Here is an 18,417-nt window from a genome sequence, read left to right on the forward strand (position 1 = left end):
GCCGTGGTTAGAGTAAAGCCCATCACTCATTCATTACGCCCTGGAGCGCCCCATGACCCAGTCCCAATACCGCCCCGGCCCCGACGCCAACGGCCTGTTCGGCTCGTTCGGCGGCCGCTATGTGGCCGAAACCCTGATGCCACTGGTGCTGGACCTGGCCCGCGAATACGAAGCGGCCAAGGCCGACCCCAAGTTCCTCGAAGAACTGGCCTACTTCCAGCGCGACTACATCGGCCGCCCCAACCCGCTGTACTTCGCCGAGCGCCTGACCGAGCACTGCGGCGGCGCGAAGATCTTCTTCAAGCGTGAAGAGCTCAACCACACCGGCGCGCACAAGGTGAACAACTGCATCGGCCAGGTGCTGCTGGCCAAGCGCATGGGCAAGAAACGCCTGATCGCCGAAACCGGCGCCGGCATGCACGGCGTGGCCACCGCCACCGTCGCCGCGCGCTTCGGCCTGCCTTGCGTGATCTACATGGGCGCCACCGACATCGAGCGCCAACAGGCCAACGTGTTCCGCATGAAGCTGCTGGGCGCCGAGATCGTCCCGGTCACCGCCGGCACCGGCACCTTGAAAGACGCCATGAACGAGGCCCTGCGCGACTGGGTCACCAACGTCGAAGACACCTTCTACCTGATCGGCACCGTGGCTGGCCCACATCCGTACCCGGCCATGGTGCGCGACTTCCAGTCGATCATCGGCAAGGAAACCCGCGCCCAGCTGCAAGAGAAGGAAGGCCGCCTGCCGGACAGCCTGGTGGCTTGCGTCGGCGGCGGCTCCAACGCCATGGGCCTGTTCCATGAATTCCTCGAAGAACCGAGCGTGCAGATCATCGGCGTCGAAGCCGGCGGCCACGGCGTACACACCGACAAGCACGCCGCCAGCCTGAACGGCGGGGTACCGGGCGTGCTGCACGGCAACCGTACCTACCTGCTGCAGGACGAAGACGGTCAGATCACCGACGCCCACTCGATTTCCGCAGGCCTCGACTACCCGGGCATCGGCCCGGAGCACGCCTACCTGCACGAAGTGAAGCGTGTGGAGTACGTCAGCATCACCGATGACGAGGCGCTGGATGCGTTCCACGCCACCTGCCGCCTGGAAGGCATCATCCCGGCCCTGGAAAGCTCCCATGCCCTGGCCGAGGCGATCAAGCGCGCACCGAAGCTGCCCAAGGACCACCTGATGGTCGTGTGCCTGTCGGGCCGCGGCGACAAAGACATGCAAACCGTCATGAACCACATGGCCGCCCAGGAGAAACAGGCATGAGCCGTCTTGAACAACGCTTCGCCGAGCTGAAGGCCGAAGGCCGCTCGGCACTGGTCACCTTCGTCACCGCAGGCGACCCGGGCTACGACGCCTCGCTGCAGATCCTCAAGGGCCTGCCGGCCGCTGGCGCCGATGTGATCGAACTGGGCATGCCGTTCACCGACCCGATGGCTGATGGCGTGGCCATCCAGCTGGCGACCCTGCGCGCCCTGGAAGCCGGCCAGACCCTGGCCAAGACCTTGCAGATGGTGCGTGAATTCCGTGTGGATAACCAGGCCACGCCGATCGTGCTGATGGGCTACTACAACCCGATCCACCGCTTTGGCGTGGAGAAGTTCGTGGCTGAAGCCAAGGAGGCTGGCGTCGATGGCCTGATCATCGTCGACCTGCCGCCAGAGCATGACGCCGAACTGGCCACCCCGGCCCAGGCCGCGGGCATCGACTTCATCCGCCTGACCACCCCGACCACCGACGATGCACGCCTGCCACGCGTGCTGGAGCGCAGCTCCGGGTTCGTCTACTACGTGTCGGTGGCCGGTGTGACCGGTGCCGGCTCGGCAACTACCGAGCATGTGACCGAGGCCATTGCCCGCCTGCGTCGGCATACCGCTTTGCCGATCAGCGTTGGCTTCGGCATTCGCACGCCGGAACAGGCTGCGAACATCGCCCGCCTGGCCGATGGCGTGGTGGTGGGCTCGGCGCTGGTCGACAAGATTGCCCAGGCCAAGAATGCTGATCAGGCGGTGGCTGATGTATTGAGCCTGTGCTCGGCACTGGCTGAAGGGGTGCGCGGCGCTCGCCGCTGAACCGCGTCGCCTGCTTCGCGGGCTTGCCCGCTCCCACAGGGACCGCGCCGCTCTCCAGGGCTGTGCAGTACCTGTGGGAGCGGGCAAGCCCGCGAAGAGGCCAGCACAGGCTACCGCGATCTACCCCCCAAAAATCGACAGATCCAAGGGCCTCACAGCCCCCATCCAGATCGCATGATCGCGGTGGTCCGCCAGTTCATCCCCGGTCAGCGGGTGCATGAACACCACCAACCCCTTCCGATACAATGCCAACCAGGGCAACACCACACCCACCACCTCCGGCCCGAACGCCAGCTGGCAGCTCCAGTCCGGGTGCGGCCCCACCGGTTTCTGGTGCATGCGCCCCATGGTCACGGGGAACAGCCGCGAGGCCTCCTCGCACAGTTCACGGGCCTGCTCCATGGTCGCTGCGTCGTAGTACACGTGGGCGTGGTAGCCCTTGATCATCTGCACGATAACTCCTGATTGCGGTCCAACCATCACCACCTGTGAAGGAAGCGATGCAGTGAAAAACGCCGAAACCCCAGTGTTCAAACTGGTCCTGTTCGGGCCTGAAAGCAGCCTGGGCAATGCCCTGATGGTCGAGCTGCTATCGCGTCAGCACGAAGTTACCGCCGTGGTCGATGACCTCAACCGCCATGCGCCGCGCCCCGGGCTGCATTACAAGATAGGCGGGCTGGGCGATGCCGACCAGGCCGAGCAGGGGGCGGCAGGCGGTTCGGCAGTAATTGCCTTGTTGTCGGCACTGGCGCCGAACGACCTGACGCGCCAAGCACGCATGAGCGAGGCGCTGATGGCGGGGCTCAAGCGTACGACTATACGCCGGCTGCTGCTGGTGGGCGATTTCGATGTGCTGGACGAGCCGGGCAAGTACAGCGAATTGGAGCGGGAATGCGTGGATCAGGTAGTCGATGGGCTGCAGCGCAGTACCTTGCACTGGACCCTGATCAATGCTCCACAGGAACTGGCTGGGTTGGGGATGGAACATTTTCGCAGTACCGAGGGTACTTTGGAGCCGGGGTTGGCTGAGCCGTTGCGGCGGCTTGCCAGGGTGGCGGCGGGGATGGTGGATATGCTGGAGCTGGATCTGCACCGGGGCGAGCATCTGAACTTCGTGGTCTAGATTGCCGGGGCTGCTGCGCAGCCCTTTCGCCTGTAGGAGCGGGTTTACCCGCGAAGAATGCAACGCGGTGTGTGGCACCGGCTACGCCGGTGTTCGCGGGTAAACCCGCTCCTACTGGGATCACGCCGCGAAGCGGCCCCGGGGATGTCAAAGGCTGCGCTCGTGCTCCAACCAATCCACAAACCGCTCGATCAACGCCCCACGCCGCTTGCGCGGAGGCAGCACCACGTAATACCCCCGCGCCGAACGCAAGCTCCCCTCCAACGGCCGGCACAGCAACCCTTGCTCCACCAGCCCATCCACCAGGTGCCCCCAGCCAATCGCCACCCCCTGCCCGGCAATCGCGGCCTGAATCAACAGGGTGTAGTTATCGAACCGCAACTGCCCCGGCGGCGGCGGGCTGGCCACGCCAAACCCGCGAAACACCCCCGCCCAGTCAAACCAGCGGCTGGCCTGCTCACCCTTCAAATGCAGCAACGGCAAACGTTGCAAAGCCACGGCTGACAAGGGTTTGCCATGAATCAGTCGGGGGCTGCAAACCGGGAAAACTTCCTCATCGAACAGCCAGCGGCTCTCACCCTGGTGGAAGCGCCCATCGCCAAACAGCACCGCCACATCGATATCCGGGCGCAACATGCCCTGGCTGCGCTCACCGGTCACCAGGCTCACATCCACCTGTGGATAAGCTTCGTGAAAACGCTGCAAACGTGGCATCAGCCAGAACGCCGCAAAGGCAAAGTCAGTGGCAACCTGCAGCACTTCGCGTTGGCCACGGCCACTGGCCTGGGCGATGCCGTCATCCATGGCCTGCAGGCCCTGATGCACCTGCTCGAACAGCACCTGGCCGGCCTCGGTCAGCTCGATACCGCGGTAAATGCGGTCGAACAGGCGTGTACCCAGCTGTGCTTCCAGGCGTTTGACCTGCTGGCTCACCGCCGGCTGCGTGGTACCCAGCTCCAGCGCCGCAGCGGTAAAGCCACGCAGACGCGCCGCGGCCTCGAACACGCGCAAGGTATCCAGCGACAGCTCGGCAAGATGGTCAAACATAAGCTCAGCTAATCCCAGTCATTGCCCGCCATGGGCTTTACCCATGTTATCCACAGTCGCATCTTGGTAGGCAAGCGGTTCGCATAACCCTCAACGATGGAAGCCACCATGACGCGCCCGAATATCCTGTTCATCATGGCCGACCAGATGGCCGCGCCCTTGCTGCCGATCTACGCCTCTTCGCCGATCCAGATGCCGCACCTGAGCCGCCTGGCCGAACAAGCCGTGGTGTTCGACTCGGCCTACTGCAACAGCCCGCTGTGCGCCCCTTCGCGCTTCACCCTGGTCAGCGGCCAGTTGCCCAGCCGCATCGGTGCCTACGACAACGCTGCCGATTTCCCCGCCGACGTGCCGACCTATGCCCACTACTTGCGCCGCCTGGGCTACCGCACCGCGCTGTCGGGCAAGATGCATTTCTGTGGCCCGGACCAGTTGCATGGCTACGAAGAGCGCCTGACCAGCGACATCTACCCGGCCGACTATGGCTGGGCGGTGAACTGGGATGAACCGGATGTGCGCCCGAGCTGGTACCACAACATGTCCTCGGTGCTGCAGGCCGGGCCCTGCGTGCGCACCAACCAGCTGGATTTCGACGAGGAAGTGGTATTCAAGGCGCGCCAATACCTGTACGACCATGTGCGCGAAAACGATGGGCGGCCGTTCTGCCTGACCGTGTCCATGACCCACCCGCACGACCCGTACACCATCCCCAAGCGCTACTGGGATCGCTACGAGGGTGTGGATATCCCCATGCCCCGCGCCGAATTCGCCCAGGAAGCGCTCGACCCGCACTCGCAGCGCCTGCTCAAGGTCTATGACCTGTGGAACAAGCCGCTGCCTGTGGACAAGATTCGTGATGCCCGCCGCGCCTACTTCGGGGCCTGCAGCTACATCGACGACAATATCGGCCAGCTGCTGCAGACCCTGGAAGAATGCAACTTGGCCGACGATACCCTGATCGTGTTCTCCGGCGACCACGGCGACATGCTGGGCGAGCGTGGCCTCTGGTACAAGATGCACTGGTTCGAGATGTCGGCACGGGTGCCGCTGCTGATCCATGCACCGAAGCGCTTCGCCGCGGGCCGGGTCAGCGCCTCGGTGTCCACCTGCGACCTGCTGCCAACCCTGGTCGAACTGGCCGGCGGGGCTGTGGATAAAGACCTGCACCTGGACGGCCGCTCGCTGCTCGGGCACCTGCAAGGGCAGGGCGGCCACGACGAGGTGATCGGCGAGTACATGGCCGAAGGCACCGTCGGCCCGCTGATGATGATCCGCCGCGGGCCGTACAAGTTCGTGTACAGCGAAGACGACCCATGCCTACTCTATGACCTGAGCCGCGACCCGCACGAGCGGGAGAACCTCACCGGCAGCCCGGACCACCAGGCGCTGCTGCAGGCATTTGTCGATGAAGCCCACCAGCGTTGGAATATCCCCAACCTGCGCCAGCAAGTACTGGCCAGCCAGCGGCGCCGCCGCCTGGTGGCCGAGGCACTGGCCATCGGCAAGCTGAAAAGCTGGGACCACCAACCGCTGGTGGACGCCAGCCAACAGTACATGCGCAACCATATCGATCTCGACGACCTCGAGCGCAAGGCACGTTATCCACAGCCCGCCCCCATGGATTGACAAGAGAGGCCGCCATGCACAAGTTCTCCATCGCCGTGTTCGCCCTGGCCCTGAGCCTGGGCATCACCACGGCCCACGCCGCCGACAGCGACGCACAATGCAGCACCGTAAAAATGGCCGACCCCGGCTGGAGCGATATCGCCACGACCAACGCCGTGGCCCGCCTGCTGCTGGAAAGCCTGGGCTACCAGGTGAAGATCGACAGCCTGGCCGTGCCGATCATCTACGGCGGCCTCAAGGATGGCCGGGTCGATGCCTTCCTCGGCAACTGGATGCCGGCGCAGCAAGGCTTTCATGACAAGTTCATCGCCAATGGCGATGTGCAGCAGCTGTCGCGCAACCTGGAAGGAACCGAATTCACCCTGGCAGTGCCCGACTATGTGTGGAATGCCGGGGTGAAGGACTTCGCCGACCTGCAGAAGCACGCCGACCAGTTCGACAAGAAGCTGTACGGGATTGGTTCTGGTGCACCGGCCAACCTGTCACTGAAGGAAATCATCGACAAGAATGAATTCAACCTCGGCCAGTGGAAGCTGGTGGAGTCCAGCGAACAGGCGATGCTGGCCCAGGTCGATCGGGCGGTGAAGAAGCAGCAGTTCATCACCTTCCTTGGCTGGACTCCGCACCCGATGAACGTGAAACTGAAGATGCATTACCTGACGGGCGGGGAAAAATGGTTTGGCAGCAAGGGCGAGGTGTACACGCTGACCCGCAAGGGTTATCCACAAGCCTGTCCGAATGCGGCGAAGCTGCTGGGTAACCTTAAGTTCACCCTGGACATGGAAAACACCATCATGGCCGAGGTCGTGGACAAGAAGATCAGCTTCGATGAAGCGGCCAAGGCCTGGGTCAAAGCGCATCCCGAGTTGCTGGAAGGGTGGTTAGCGGGTGTGACTACCAAAGCCGATGGCGATGCCCTGGAGGCCGTCAAAGCCAAACTATGAACTCACCAGCAACACACCTACCCTGTGGGAGCGGGCATGCCCGCGAACACCGGCAAAGCCGGTGCCATCTACCGCGGTGGCTTCTTCGCGGGCATGCCCGCTCCCACAGGGTCTGCATTACATCAAGGATTGTGGATAACCCATGCATCGCCTCATTCACCTGCTGCCCTTCCTCACCTGGCTCCCCCGCCAATCGGGCCGCAGCCTGCGCCAGGACCTGCTGGTCGGCCTGAGCGGTGCCATCCTCGCCCTGCCGCAATCCATCGCCTATGCCCTGATCGCCGGCCTGCCCGCCGAATACGGCCTGTACGCCGCCATCGTGCCGGTGCTGATCGCCTGTCTGTGGGGCTCGTCCTGGCACCTGATCTGCGGCCCCACCGCCGCCATATCCATCGTGTTGTACGCCAGCATCAGCCCGCTGGCCGTGGCCGGCAGCGCCGATTACATAACCCTGGTGCTGCTGCTGACCTTCCTCGGCGGCATCTTCCAGTTGCTGCTCGGGCTTTTGCGCTTCGGCGCACTGGTCAATTTCGTCTCCCACTCCGTGGTGCTCGGCTTCACCCTCGGCGCCGCCATCGTCATTGCCCTGGGTCAACTGCCCAACCTGCTGGGCATGGACCTGCCCAGCCAGGCCACGGCGCTGAAGACCGTGCAAGACCTGGCCAGCCATGCCGGCGAGGTCGACCTGCCGTCGCTGATCCTGGGCCTGGCCACCGTGGTGATCGGCGTGGCCTTCAAACTCTGGCGCCCACGCTGGCCGAGCCTGTTGATAAGCCTGATCCTGGTCAGCCTGCTGGCCTGGCTGTTGCCGGGCTACTTCGGCCATGTGCCGCGGGTGGCGGCGTTCAGCGGGCAACTGCCGCCCTTCAGCCCGCTGCCGTTGCTGGACGTGGAACTGATGCTGCGCCTGCTACCAAGCGCCGTGGCGGTGGGCATGCTGGGGCTGGTCACCAGCCTGTCAATTGCGCGCTCGTTGTCGGCACGCTCGGAACAGTTGATCGATCCTGACCAGGAAATACGTGCACAGGGGCTGTCGAACATTGCCGGCGCATTTTTCTCCGGTTACCTGTCTGCCGGCTCCTTCACCCGCTCTGGCCTGAGCTATGAAGCGGGTGCCCGCTCACCCATGGCCGGGGTGTTCTCGGCGCTGTGGGTGGCGTTTTTCGCTGTTGCCGGGGCCGGTTTGATCGCGCACCTGCCGATTCCGGCCATGGCCGGCAGCATCCTGTTGATCTGCTGGGGGTTGGTGGACCGCCAGGGGATCCGCGCGCTGTTCCGGGTCAGCCGCTCGGAGTTTCTGGTGATGGCGCTGACGGCGGCGGCGACCTTGTTGCTGGAGTTGCAGACGGCGATCTATGCCGGGGTGCTGGCGTCGCTGTTCTTCTACCTGAAGCGCACCTCACGGCCACGGGTGCAGCAGAGCCGTGAAGGAGAGACCGATGTGCTGCGGGTAGGCGGCTCGATATTCTTTGGTGCCGCGCATTACCTGCAGGTGCGCTTGCAGCGCTGCCAGGGGCCGCATGTGGTGATCGATGCGCGGCAGGTGAATTTTATCGACTATTCGGGTGTGGACATGTTGCACCGCGAAGCGCGGCGGTTGCGGCGGATGGGGGGGAGCTTGACCTTGCACCGGGCCAGGCCGCAGGTGATCGAGGAACTGCAGAAGCTGGAAGGGGTGGAGCTGTGCCCGATCAGGTTTGAAGATTGATATGGGTCACGATTTTTGGGGCTGCTTTGCAGCCCATCGCAGGCAAGCCAGCTCCTACAAGTACAGCGCCGACCTCAGGCCTTGTGATATCCCTGTAGGAGCTGGCTTGCCTGCGATGGGCCGCAAAGCGGCCCCAAAATCTCAGCCCCGAGCGAGTTGCCGGCGAAGCTCGGCCAAAACCGGCGCCGTATCCGGCCGCACCCCACGCCAGATAAAGAACGCCTCAGCCGCCTGCTCAGCCAGCATCCCCAAGCCATCCAGCACCTTGGCCGCGCCCAGCTTTTCCGCCCACTGGCAAAACGGCGTCGGCTCCTTGCCATACATCATGTCGTAGCAAACCGTACGCCCCGCCTCGACCAGGCTATCGGCAATCGGCGGCAGTTCCCCGGCCAGACTCGCCGAGGTGGCATTGATGATCACATCCACCGGCTCCTGCAACCAGGCAAACCCGCTGGCCGCCACTGGCCCCAGCTCATCGAACTCACGCGCCAGCTGTTCGGCCTTTTCCACAGTACGGTTGGCGATCACCAGCGATTGCGGCTTGTGCGCCAGGATCGGCTCCAGCACACCGCGCACAGCGCCACCGGCACCGAGAATGAGAATGCGCTTGCCGGCCAGCTCGACCCCGGCATTCACCGTCAGGTCACGCACCAGGCCAGCGCCATCGGTGTTGTCACCCTGCAAGGTACCGTCAGCCAACTTGCTCAGCGTATTCACCGCGCCAGCGCGCTGGGCCCGTGGGGTCAGGCTGTCGCACAGGCGGTAGGCTTCTTCCTTGAACGGCACGGTGACGTTGCCGCCGCTGCCTTGCTTGAAAAAGCCGCGCGCGCAGTCGCTGAACTCGTCCAGCGGCGCCAGCAGGGTGGTGTATTCCAGGTCCTGGCCGGTCTGCTCGGCGAACAGGCGGTGGATCAGCGGCGACTTGCTGTGGCCGATGGGGTTACCGAAAACAACGTACTGGTCCATGGCGATTCCTTGTTTGTGCAAAGGCTTACTGGCCGAGCCAGTCACGGTCCTGCAGGAAGTACTCGGTCAGGCGCGCTTCCTCGCTACCGGGCGCGGCCTTCCAGTCGTAGCCCCAGCGCACCTGCGGCGGCAGCGACATGAGGATGGACTCGGTGCGGCCACCGGACTGCAGGCCGAACAGGGTGCCACGGTCGTAGACCAGGTTGAACTCCACGTAGCGGCCACGGCGGTATTCCTGGAACTCGCGCTGCTGCGGGGTGTAGGGCGTGTCCTTGCGGCGCTGGACGATCGGCAGGTAGGCGTCGACGTAGGCATCGCCGATGGCGCGGATGAAGGCGAAGCAGGTGTCGAAGTCCCACTCGTTCAGGTCGTCGAAGAACAGCCCGCCGATGCCGCGTGGCTCGCCACGGTGCTTGAGGTGGAAGTAGCGGTCACACCAGGCCTTGTAACGCGGGTACACGTCGGCGCCGAATGGCGCACAGGCCTGTTCGGCCACACGGTGCCAGTGAATGCAGTCTTCTTCATTGCCGTAGTACGGGGTCAGGTCAAAGCCGCCGCCGAACCACCACACGGCTTCCTCGCCTTCCTTTTCGGCGATGAAGAAACGCACGTTGGCGTGGGATGTGGGCACATGCGGGTTGTGCGGGTGGATCACCAGCGACACGCCCAGGGCCTCGAAGCCACGGCCCGCCAGTTCGGGGCGGTGGGCACTGGCCGATGGCGGCAGGCCGGCACCGAACACGTGGGAGAAGTTGACCCCGCCTTTCTCGATCACCTTGCCTTCGCCGATCACCCGCGTGCGGCCCCCGCCACCGGCTTCGCGCACCCAGGCATCCTCAACGAAGCGGGCGCCGCCGTCTTCAGCTTCGAGGGCAGAGCAGATGCGGTCTTGCAGGTCGAGCAGGTAGGCTTTCACGGCCTCGGTGCGGCTAGTCATCGGGTCACCAGGAACGGGCAGGGAAGAATTCGCCGCGTAGCATACCACCGCCAGCCCGCGCGCCGCAGTTGACGGCGATCAAGCAAAGGCGTCCGATAGAAGGCCTTTCCCGATCCCGACTACAGGAGTGCGAGATGGCCAAGCGTATCCAGTTCAGCCAGCATGGCGGCCCGGAAGTGCTGCAGTTTGTGGAATTCGAACCCGCCCCGCCTGGGCCGCAGCAAGTGCGTGTGCGTAACCATGCGATCGGCCTGAACTTCATCGATACCTACTTCCGCAGCGGGCTGTATGCGCCGCCGTCCCTGCCTTCGGGGCTGGGCACCGAAGCGGCGGGGGTGGTCGAGGCCGTGGGCGAGGGTGTGACCCGGCTGAAGGTCGGTGACCGCGTGGCCCATGCCGGCGGCCCGCTAGGGGCGTACAGCGAGGTGCATACGTTGCCCGAAGCCAACCTGGTGAAACTGCCCGACAACATCAGCTTCGAGCAGGCAGCGGCGGTGATGCTCAAGGGTTTGACCGTGCAGTACCTACTGAAGCAGACCTACCAGGTGAAGGCGGGTGATGTGATCCTGTTCCATGCCGCCGCCGGGGGTGTGGGTTCGCTGGCGTGCCAGTGGGCCAAGGCCCTGGGCGCCAAGCTGATCGGCACCGTGAGCTCTGCCGAGAAGGCCGAGCGAGCCAAGGCGCTGGGCGCGTGGGCGACCATCGATTACAGCCATGAAGACGTGGCCAAACGGGTGCTGGAACTGACCGACGGCAAGAAATGCCCGGTGGTGTATGACGGCGTCGGTGCCGACACCTGGCTGACCTCGCTGGACTGCCTGCAACCGCGTGGGTTGATGGTGAGCTTTGGCAATGCCTCGGGGGCGGTGAGCGGGGTGAATTTGGGGATTCTGGCGCAGAAGGGGTCGCTGTATGTGACCAGGCCGACGCTGGCGAGCTATGCCAACAATGCCGAGAACACCCAGGCGATGGCGGATGACCTGTTCGCGATGATTGGCAGTGGCAAGCTGGTTGTGGATATCCAGCAGCGGTATCCGCTGAGCGAGGCGGCCAAGGCACAGGCGGAGCTGTCGGCGCGGCGGACGGTAGGGTCTACCGTCCTACTGCCCTGAGCCCGCTCGTACAGGTATTGCACCGTTCTTAGGTGCGGCGCCAATCCTTGTGGGAGCGGGCATGCCCGCGAAGCAGGCACCGCGGTGAATGGCACCGGCTTCGCCGGTGTTCGCGGGCACGCCCGCTCCCACAGGTACTGCGTAGACCTCGAGTACAGCGCTATCCCTGGGGGAGCCGGCTTGCCGGCGATGGCGATGGTGCCGACTCGATGCCATCGAGAATCGCCTCCACCAATCCCTCCGCCAGTTCAATCGAATGCAGACTCGACCAATACATACCGCGACCTTCTTCGCGCAGGTATTCGAGGGCTTTGGAGCCCGTCTCATAGGCGCCACGCAGGTACAGGGCTACATGGACCAGAGCGTCTTCGGCGGAAATGTTCGGGTTGACGGTGAAGAGGGGATCATGGCCAGCATCGCAGCGGCCAAAGGGGCGGGTGGAGGTGCAGGGTAGGGGTGGGTCTGGAACAATTTTCTTCATCATTAGATCTCACTTCATGGCCCCGCCCAGTCGTTACCACACGAATGGGTGGCAGCTGTACGCAGGGTGGTAAACCGGGTGGGAGATCTAAAACCCAGCAGGCACGAAGCCTCCTGCGAACAGCCGCCATGGACTGCCAAGATCACCCTGAACCCGGGTTACCACACCCGATCGCCAAGTTATTCGGCGACGGTTTAAGGCTAAGGGCAGAGGTTCCCACTGAGAAGGTGATGGCAGGGGACGCGGCTCGTAGGATATTTCCCAAGCCGCAAGCTGGACAGCCATTTTGGCAAAATCAGAAAAACCTGACTCCAACGGCGAACTAACATCAAGTGCTGCGCAGCAAGGGGAGAAGGGTCCCCGCTTGACCATGAATGCTCGGAGGCGTAGCCTTTCTCCCTGAGGTTGTGCTGGTGCGCCGGTTGAGTTTCAAGTTATCCGGGCGAGTGCATCCTTACTATTCAGGCCGCTCAAGCGGCCTTTATTTTTTGGGCTTGTTTTTGTCCCCTTTAGGGATAATCGAATAGAGCTCTGCCTTGGGCTTGCGAGCCGTCAGCTCAAATATCGCCTCATCAAAAATTTCATTTCCATAGCCATCGTCACGACCAATCGTGCTGCGAAGAGCGGTCATGCGCGTAGCGCTTTTCCAGATCGACGTCGCCGCCAGCGCTGCCTTGATCTGCAGAACCATGTCATCGATGGTATATCCATCCCGTATCACCCGGCTTCTGTAGGCATGGCTGCCTATGAAGACGATCCCGGGGTCCTCCAACAGTGGCAAATCCTGCGCCTCTTTCTGCCTATTGATCGCTTCGAACTGTTTTGCGGTGAGCCTACCAATTTCCACTGCTCTGACCCGGCTGTTGGAGGCGAGCTGCTCGAGATTGGCCCTTATGAGGTATTCGGCATTTTCGAATAGCGGCATTTTCCCAGTGCTACCGCCGACATTCGACGGCTCTCCCTAGCTACAAAGACCGAACGCCGACGATGCGACGCATGGCTAGCAAGCTAGAGGCTGGGGTTTCTTCAGGGAAGGTGACGGCTTAGGACATGGGCAGTAGGAAGTTTCCCAAACTGTGCACCGGACAGACATTCGAGACAAAATCAGAAAAATCTGCAGGATTCTGGGGCCGCTTTGCGGCCCAATCGCCGGCAAGCCAGCTCCCACACCGACCGCGCCGATTTCAAGCCATGTGCAGTACCTGTGGGAGCTGGCTTGCCGGCGATCAACCGGGGCGCGCACGCCGGCGAAGCCCTCGCCAGCGATATCAGCCCGGGCGAACGACCTCGCCAGTAGCCAAATTACGAATCACACTCGGATTCTTCCGCCCCCCCAACGCCCCACCCAACACCAGATCCAGCTGACCATGGAAGTACTGCTCCACCCGCAACCGGGTCTTCGCCGCCGGGCGCCCGCCTGGGTTGCACGAGGTGGAAATCAACGGCCCGACCAATGCACACAGATCGCGCACCACCGGATGGTCGCTGACCCTCAGCGCCACGGTGTCATGCTGCCCGGTCACCCACTCGGGCAACAAGTCCTGGTGCGGCACCAGCCAGGTGTTCGGCCCCGGCCAGGTGCTGCCCATGCGGTCGATCCAGTCCTCGGGGAAATCCTCGAACAAAAAGTCGAACTGGCGGATGTTGTCGGCGATCAGGATCAGCCCTTTATCCACAGGCCGCGACTTCAGCGCCAGCAGGCGATACACCGCGTCTTCGTTCCACGGGTCGCAGCCCAGGCCCCAGACCGCTTCCGTCGGGTAGGCGATCACTGCGCCCGCGCGGATCTCACGTGCGGCTTGTTGCACACGAAAACTGCTTACCATTTCTGTTTCTCCGCCTATATACCTTGCCTGTGCGCAGTGTACTTAGCCCGTGCGGGCAAACCAACGCCCGGCTTCATTGCTGACCCGGCCTTCCAGCTCAAGCTCGGTAAGCTGCGCCAGCACTTCGGCCAGCGGCAGCTCGCTACAATGAGCCAGGCTTTCGCTGGTCTGGGGCGCGGCATGCAGCAAGGCAAGCAGCGGATGGTCGAATTTATCCACAATTGCGGGCGGCAGGTTCTGCCAGCCCTGCAAGCTTTCAAGGATCTGTTCCACGTTTTCCACCAGCAACGCGCCGTCCCGGATCAACTGGTGGCAGCCCTTGGCCCCCGGATGGTGGATGGACCCCGGAATGGCATACACCTCACGGCCTTGCTCGGCCGCCAATCGCGCCGTGATCAGCGAACCACTGGCCAAACTCGCCTCGACCACCAGCACCCCCAATGACAAACCACTGATGATGCGATTGCGTCGGGGAAAGTTGCCGGGCAGTGGTCCGGCATCCAGCGGGTACTCCGAAACCAGTGCGCTGCCGCTATCGATCATCGCCTTGGCCAGTTCGCAATGGCGCTGTGGATAAAGTTTTTGCAACCCCGTGCCAAGGACGCCGATCGTGCCCCCTCCAGCCTGCATCGCCGCCCGATGAGCGGCGCCATCGATGCCCACGGCCAACCCGCTGGTAATGATGAAGCCTGCCTGTGCGAGGTAGCGGGAAAATGCTCCAGCCGTATCCAGCGCCGGTGGTGTGGCACGCCTGCTACCCACAATTGCCAACTGCGGACGGTTTAGTAGCGCCGGTTCTCCGGCAACGAAAAGCAGCGGCGGGGCATCGTCGATTTCCGCCAGCAGTGCAGGGTAGTCCGGGTCGTCCCACATCAGTAATTGCTGGCCCGGACGCTCTAACCAGGCCATTGCAGCCAATGCGCCATCGCGCACCTCGGCACTGCGCCGGGCATCGATGGCAGCTTGGTTGATACCCAGCGCTCGCCAGGCAGAAGCCGGTGCACATAGCGCCGAAGAGGCACTGCCAAACGCATCGATCAAGTTGCGAAAGCGTCTCAACCCGGTATCGGGAAGGCGGTGAAGACGTAACCGGGCTTCTAGCTCGGCAGGTGGGCAAGGCGACGAATGGTGAATCGGCATGGAGATCATCCTTGATCAAAACAGGGCCATTTACGTGGCACAAGCTGTGGATAACTTTGTGGGTAATACTTTGAAAAGCTGTCCATTGACTGGGGGCTATCAGGCCCATAGACACCCTAGATGACCTTGCCAGGTGCCGAAATCCCCGTTTCCCTTTATTATGTGTGCTCAGTTTTCAACCGAACGCACAGTGACTGCCTGACCTTATGGCCATCTTGAACATTCTCGAATTCCCGGACCCGCGCCTGCGCACCATCGCCAAACCGGTGACGGAGTTCGACGACGCCCTGCGTCAGCTGATCGACGACATGTTTGAAACCATGTACGAAGCCCCTGGCATCGGCCTGGCCGCCACCCAGGTCAACGTGCACAAGCAGGTCGTGGTCATGGACCTCAGCGAAGACCGCAGCGAGCCACGCGTCTTCATCAACCCCACGGTCGAAGAGCTGACCCACGACATGGGCCAGTACCAGGAAGGCTGCCTGTCGGTACCGGGCTTCTACGAGAACGTCGACCGCCCGCTGCGTGTTCGGGTCAAGGCCCAGGACCGCGACGGCAAGCCGTACGAGCTGGAATGCGAAGGCCTGCTGGCAGTGTGCGTGCAGCACGAATTCGATCACCTCAACGGCAAGCTGTTCGTCGACTACCTGTCGCAGCTCAAGCGCGACCGGATCAAGAAAAAGCTGGAAAAGCAGCACCGCCAGCAAGCCTGATCCCCACTTCCCAGAAGGCTTGCTCCGGCAAGCCTTTTTCTTTTTGAAGCGAGAACTCCATGCGCATCGTCTTTGCAGGCACTCCAGAGTTTGCCGCCGAACACCTCAAGGCCCTGCTCGACAGCCCCTACGAGATCGTGGCCGTCTACACCCAGCCCGACCGCCCTGCCGGGCGTGGCCAGAAGCTGATGCCAAGTGCGGTCAAGGCATTGGCCGTGGCCCATGACATCCCGGTGCTGCAGCCGCAAACCCTGCGCAACGCCGATGCCCAGGCCGAACTGGCCGCGCTGAACCCCGACCTGATGGTGGTGGTCGCCTACGGCCTGATCCTGCCGCAGGCGGTGCTGGATATTCCGCGCCTGGGCTGCATCAACAGCCACGCCTCCCTGCTGCCACGCTGGCGTGGTGCGGCGCCGATCCAGCGCGCCGTGGAAGCCGGCGACGCCGAGAGCGGGGTGACCGTGATGCGTATGGAAGCAGGCCTGGACACAGGCCCGATGCTGCTCAAGGTGGTGACCCCGATCAGCGCCGACGACACCGGTGGCAGCCTGCACGACCGCTTGGCCGAAATGGGCCCGCCCGCAGTAGTCCAGGCCATCGCCGGCCTGGCCGACGGTTCGCTGCAAGGCGAGGTGCAAGACGATGCCCTGGCCACTTATGCACACAAGCTGAACAAGGACGAGGCCCGTATCGATTGGAGCCGCCCGGCCGTCGAACTGGAGCGCCTGATCCGCGCCTTCAACCCGTGGCCGGTGTGCCACAGCACTCTCGATGGCGAAAGCGTGAAGGTGCTGGCGGCCAACTTGTCCACAGGCCATGGCGCCCCAGGCGAGATCCTTTCCGCCAGCAAGGACGGCCTGGTGGTCGCCTGCGGTGACCAGGCGCTGAGCCTGACCCGCCTGCAATTGCCCGGCGGCAAGGCCCTCAACTTCAGCGACCTGTTCAACAGCCGCCGCGAGAAGTTCGCCACTGGCAAGGTGCTGGGCCAATGAACCCACGCCTCGCCGCCGCCCGTGCCCTTGCCGCTGTGCTCAGTGGCAAGGCTTCGCTGAACAGCTCACTGCCGGCGCAATTGGACAAGGTCGATGAACGCGACCGTGGCCTGACCCAGGACCTGGCATTCGGCACCGCGCGCTGGCAGCCACGCCTCGACCTGCTGGCCGCACAACTGCTGCAGAAGCCGTTCAAGGCCGCCGACGCCGATGTGCAGGCGCTGCTGCTGGTCGGCCTGTACCAGCTGTTCTACACCCGTATTCCGGCCCACGCCGCCATCGGCGAGACCGTCGGTTGCGCCGACAAGCTGAAGAAACCGTGGGCCAAGGGCCTGCTCAATGCCGTGCTGCGTCGCGCCCAGCGCGAAGGTGAAGAATTGCTCGCCGGCATGGAACGTGACCCGGTGGTACGCACCGCTCACCCGCGTTGGCTGCAGAAGTCGCTGAAGGCCTTCTGGCCAGAGCAGTGGGAAGCCATCTGCGCCGCCAACAACGCCCACCCGCCGATGATCCTGCGGGTCAACCGCCGCCACCACAGCCGCGATGCCTACCTGGCGCTGTTGGCCGAGGCGGGCGTCGGCGCCAGCGCCTGCCAGTACAGCCGTGACGGCATCGTGCTGGCCGAAGCCTGCGACGTGCGCGGCCTGCCAGGCTTCGCCGAAGGCTGGGTGAGCGTACAGGACGAAGCCGCGCAGCTGTCCGCCGACCTGCTCGAACTGGCCCCCGGCCAGCGCGTACTCGATGCCTGCTGTGCACCGGGCGGCAAGACCTGCCACCTGCTCGAAGCCGAAGCCGGCCTGGCCCACCTGGTGGCCATCGACCTGGAAGCCAAGCGCCTGACCCGCGTGCGCGAGAACCTCGACCGCCTCCAGCTCGACGCCGAGCTGATCGCCTGCGATGCCCGCGATACCGCCAGTTGGTGGGACGGCAAGCCATTCCAACGCATCCTGCTCGACGCACCGTGCTCGGCCACCGGTGTGATCCGTCGCCACCCGGACATCAAGCTGACCCGCCAGGCCGACGACATCCCGGCCCTGGCCGCGCTGCAAGGCGAGCTGCTCGATGCCCTGTGGCCGACCCTGGAAGTGGGCGGCATGCTGTTGTACGCCACCTGTTCCAGCCTGCCGACCGAAAACACCGAAGTGATCGATGCCTTCCTCGCCCGCACCCCGGGCGCCCGTGAGCTGGACCTGGCCACCGAAGCCGGCCTGCGCCAGCCCCACGGCCGCCAACTGCTGGCCCAGGAAGGCGGCCACGACGGCTTCTACTATGCCAAGCTGATCAAGATCGCCGCCTCGCGCGGGTAAGCACAAAAGGGTAGGGAGTAGCGGATGAAGATCATCATCCTCGGCGCAGGGCAGGTAGGCGGTACGCTGGCGGAGCACCTGGCCAGCGAAGCCAACGACATTACCGTGGTCGACACCGATGGCGACCGCCTGCGCGACCTCGGCGACCGCCTGGATATCCGCACCGTGCAGGGCCGTGGCTCGCTGCCCACGGTGCTGCGCCAGGCCGGTGCCGACGACGCCGACATGCTGGTGGCGGTGACCAACAGCGACGAGACCAACATGGTCGCCTGCCAGGTAGCCTATTCGCTGTTCCACACCCCGACCAAGATCGCCCGGGCGCGCGAGTCGGCCTACCTCACCCGCGAGGAGCTGTTCCATAACGACCATATCCCGGTCGACGTGCTGATCAGCCCCGAGCAAGTGGTGACCAACTACAT

The 18,417-nt window shown here is 63.8% G+C and carries 19 protein-coding genes; 11 read left to right on the plus strand and 8 right to left on the minus strand.

Going from position 1 to position 18,417, the window contains the following annotated elements; genetic code table 11:
- The first annotated feature begins 52 nt into the window (after positions 1-52).
- Both trpB and trpA read left to right on the plus strand, forming a co-directional pair.
- Positions 53-1,270 (plus strand): tryptophan synthase subunit beta, encoded by a 1,218-nt coding sequence (gene trpB, locus TZ03_RS12015; RefSeq protein ID WP_015268451.1) that lies wholly within the window; start codon positions 53-55, stop codon positions 1,268-1,270.
- Positions 1,267-2,076 carry a tryptophan synthase subunit alpha gene (gene trpA, locus TZ03_RS12020; RefSeq protein ID WP_051097822.1) on the plus strand — a complete coding sequence of 270 codons (810 nt, stop codon included), beginning with the start codon at positions 1,267-1,269 and terminating at the stop codon, positions 2,074-2,076. The genes trpB and trpA overlap by 4 nt, the downstream gene beginning before the upstream one ends.
- 120 nt (positions 2,077-2,196) lie before the next feature.
- Here the strand turns inward: trpA and TZ03_RS12025 are convergent, their stop codons facing one another.
- Positions 2,197-2,529, minus strand: coding sequence for a DOPA 4,5-dioxygenase family protein (locus TZ03_RS12025; protein WP_051097823.1), 333 nt, complete (start codon positions 2,527-2,529; stop codon positions 2,197-2,199).
- Positions 2,530-2,581: 52 nt separating this feature from the next.
- Here TZ03_RS12025 and TZ03_RS12030 point away from each other — a divergent pair, with 52 nt between their 5' ends.
- On the plus strand, positions 2,582-3,199 hold the full coding sequence (locus tag TZ03_RS12030; RefSeq protein WP_051097824.1) for an NAD(P)-dependent oxidoreductase: 618 nt from the start codon (positions 2,582-2,584) through the stop codon (positions 3,197-3,199).
- Positions 3,200-3,346: 147 nt separating this feature from the next.
- On the opposite strand, the gene TZ03_RS12035 is transcribed toward TZ03_RS12030, so the two are convergent.
- The gene (locus TZ03_RS12035) at positions 3,347-4,246 is read right to left on the minus strand and encodes a choline sulfate utilization transcriptional regulator (RefSeq protein ID WP_051097825.1); all 900 of its coding nucleotides are present in this window, start codon (positions 4,244-4,246) and stop codon (positions 3,347-3,349) included.
- A 108-nt stretch (positions 4,247-4,354) separates the two neighbouring features.
- Here TZ03_RS12035 and betC point away from each other — a divergent pair, with 108 nt between their 5' ends.
- The 3 genes from betC (at position 4,355) to TZ03_RS12050 (ending at position 8,524) form a co-directional block, all read left to right on the plus strand.
- On the plus strand, positions 4,355-5,872 hold the full coding sequence (betC, locus tag TZ03_RS12040; RefSeq protein ID WP_051097826.1) for a choline-sulfatase: 1,518 nt from the start codon (positions 4,355-4,357) through the stop codon (positions 5,870-5,872).
- A 14-nt stretch (positions 5,873-5,886) separates the two neighbouring features.
- Positions 5,887-6,816, plus strand: coding sequence for a choline ABC transporter substrate-binding protein (gene choX, locus TZ03_RS12045; protein WP_051097827.1), 930 nt, complete (start codon positions 5,887-5,889; stop codon positions 6,814-6,816).
- Between the two features lie 142 nt (positions 6,817-6,958).
- The gene (locus tag TZ03_RS12050; RefSeq protein WP_051097828.1) at positions 6,959-8,524 is read left to right on the plus strand and encodes a SulP family inorganic anion transporter; all 1,566 of its coding nucleotides are present in this window, start codon (positions 6,959-6,961) and stop codon (positions 8,522-8,524) included.
- 141 nt (positions 8,525-8,665) lie between these two features.
- Here TZ03_RS12050 and aroE read toward each other — a convergent pair whose 3' ends face one another.
- Both aroE and hemF read right to left on the minus strand, forming a co-directional pair.
- Positions 8,666-9,490: a shikimate dehydrogenase gene (gene aroE / locus TZ03_RS12055; protein WP_051097829.1), complete on the minus strand. Its 825-nt coding sequence runs from the start codon at positions 9,488-9,490 to the stop codon at positions 8,666-8,668.
- 25 nt (positions 9,491-9,515) lie between these two features.
- Positions 9,516-10,427, minus strand: coding sequence for an oxygen-dependent coproporphyrinogen oxidase (gene hemF / locus TZ03_RS12060; protein ID WP_051097830.1), 912 nt, complete (start codon positions 10,425-10,427; stop codon positions 9,516-9,518).
- Between the two features lie 134 nt (positions 10,428-10,561).
- Here hemF and TZ03_RS12065 point away from each other — a divergent pair, with 134 nt between their 5' ends.
- Positions 10,562-11,539, plus strand: coding sequence for an NADPH:quinone reductase (locus tag TZ03_RS12065; protein WP_051097831.1), 978 nt, complete (start codon positions 10,562-10,564; stop codon positions 11,537-11,539).
- A gap of 160 nt (positions 11,540-11,699) precedes the next feature.
- Here the strand turns inward: TZ03_RS12065 and TZ03_RS12070 are convergent, their stop codons facing one another.
- From TZ03_RS12070 to dprA, 4 genes are all read right to left on the minus strand, one after another.
- Positions 11,700-12,023 (minus strand): hypothetical protein, encoded by a 324-nt coding sequence (locus TZ03_RS12070; RefSeq protein WP_051097832.1) that lies wholly within the window; start codon positions 12,021-12,023, stop codon positions 11,700-11,702.
- 478 nt (positions 12,024-12,501) lie between these two features.
- Positions 12,502-12,945, minus strand: coding sequence for a hypothetical protein (locus TZ03_RS12075; RefSeq protein ID WP_051097833.1), 444 nt, complete (start codon positions 12,943-12,945; stop codon positions 12,502-12,504).
- 343 nt (positions 12,946-13,288) lie between these two features.
- Positions 13,289-13,846, minus strand: a complete 558-nt coding sequence (locus tag TZ03_RS12080) for an L-threonylcarbamoyladenylate synthase (RefSeq protein ID WP_051097834.1) — start codon at positions 13,844-13,846, stop codon at positions 13,289-13,291.
- Between the two features lie 42 nt (positions 13,847-13,888).
- Entirely contained in the window at positions 13,889-14,986 is a 1,098-nt protein-coding gene (gene dprA, locus TZ03_RS12085; protein ID WP_051097835.1) for a DNA-processing protein DprA, read from the minus strand.
- Between the two features lie 206 nt (positions 14,987-15,192).
- Between dprA and def the strand changes: the two genes are divergently transcribed.
- From def to TZ03_RS12105, 4 genes are all read left to right on the plus strand, one after another.
- Positions 15,193-15,699 (plus strand): peptide deformylase, encoded by a 507-nt coding sequence (def, locus tag TZ03_RS12090; RefSeq protein WP_051097836.1) that lies wholly within the window; start codon positions 15,193-15,195, stop codon positions 15,697-15,699.
- A gap of 59 nt (positions 15,700-15,758) precedes the next feature.
- Complete coding sequence (fmt, locus tag TZ03_RS12095; RefSeq protein WP_051097837.1) at positions 15,759-16,691, plus strand: methionyl-tRNA formyltransferase; 933 nt, start codon at positions 15,759-15,761, stop codon at positions 16,689-16,691.
- Positions 16,688-17,998: a 16S rRNA (cytosine(967)-C(5))-methyltransferase RsmB gene (gene rsmB / locus TZ03_RS12100; protein ID WP_051097838.1), complete on the plus strand. Its 1,311-nt coding sequence runs from the start codon at positions 16,688-16,690 to the stop codon at positions 17,996-17,998. Before fmt ends, rsmB begins: the two co-directional genes overlap by 4 nt.
- A 24-nt stretch (positions 17,999-18,022) precedes the next feature.
- On the plus strand, positions 18,023-18,417 hold a 395-nt coding region (locus TZ03_RS12105), incomplete at its 3' end, for an NAD-binding protein (RefSeq protein WP_051097839.1).

This window comes from Pseudomonas sp. 10-1B, from assembly GCF_000935045.1.
GTDB lineage: Bacteria > Pseudomonadota > Gammaproteobacteria > Pseudomonadales > Pseudomonadaceae > Aquipseudomonas.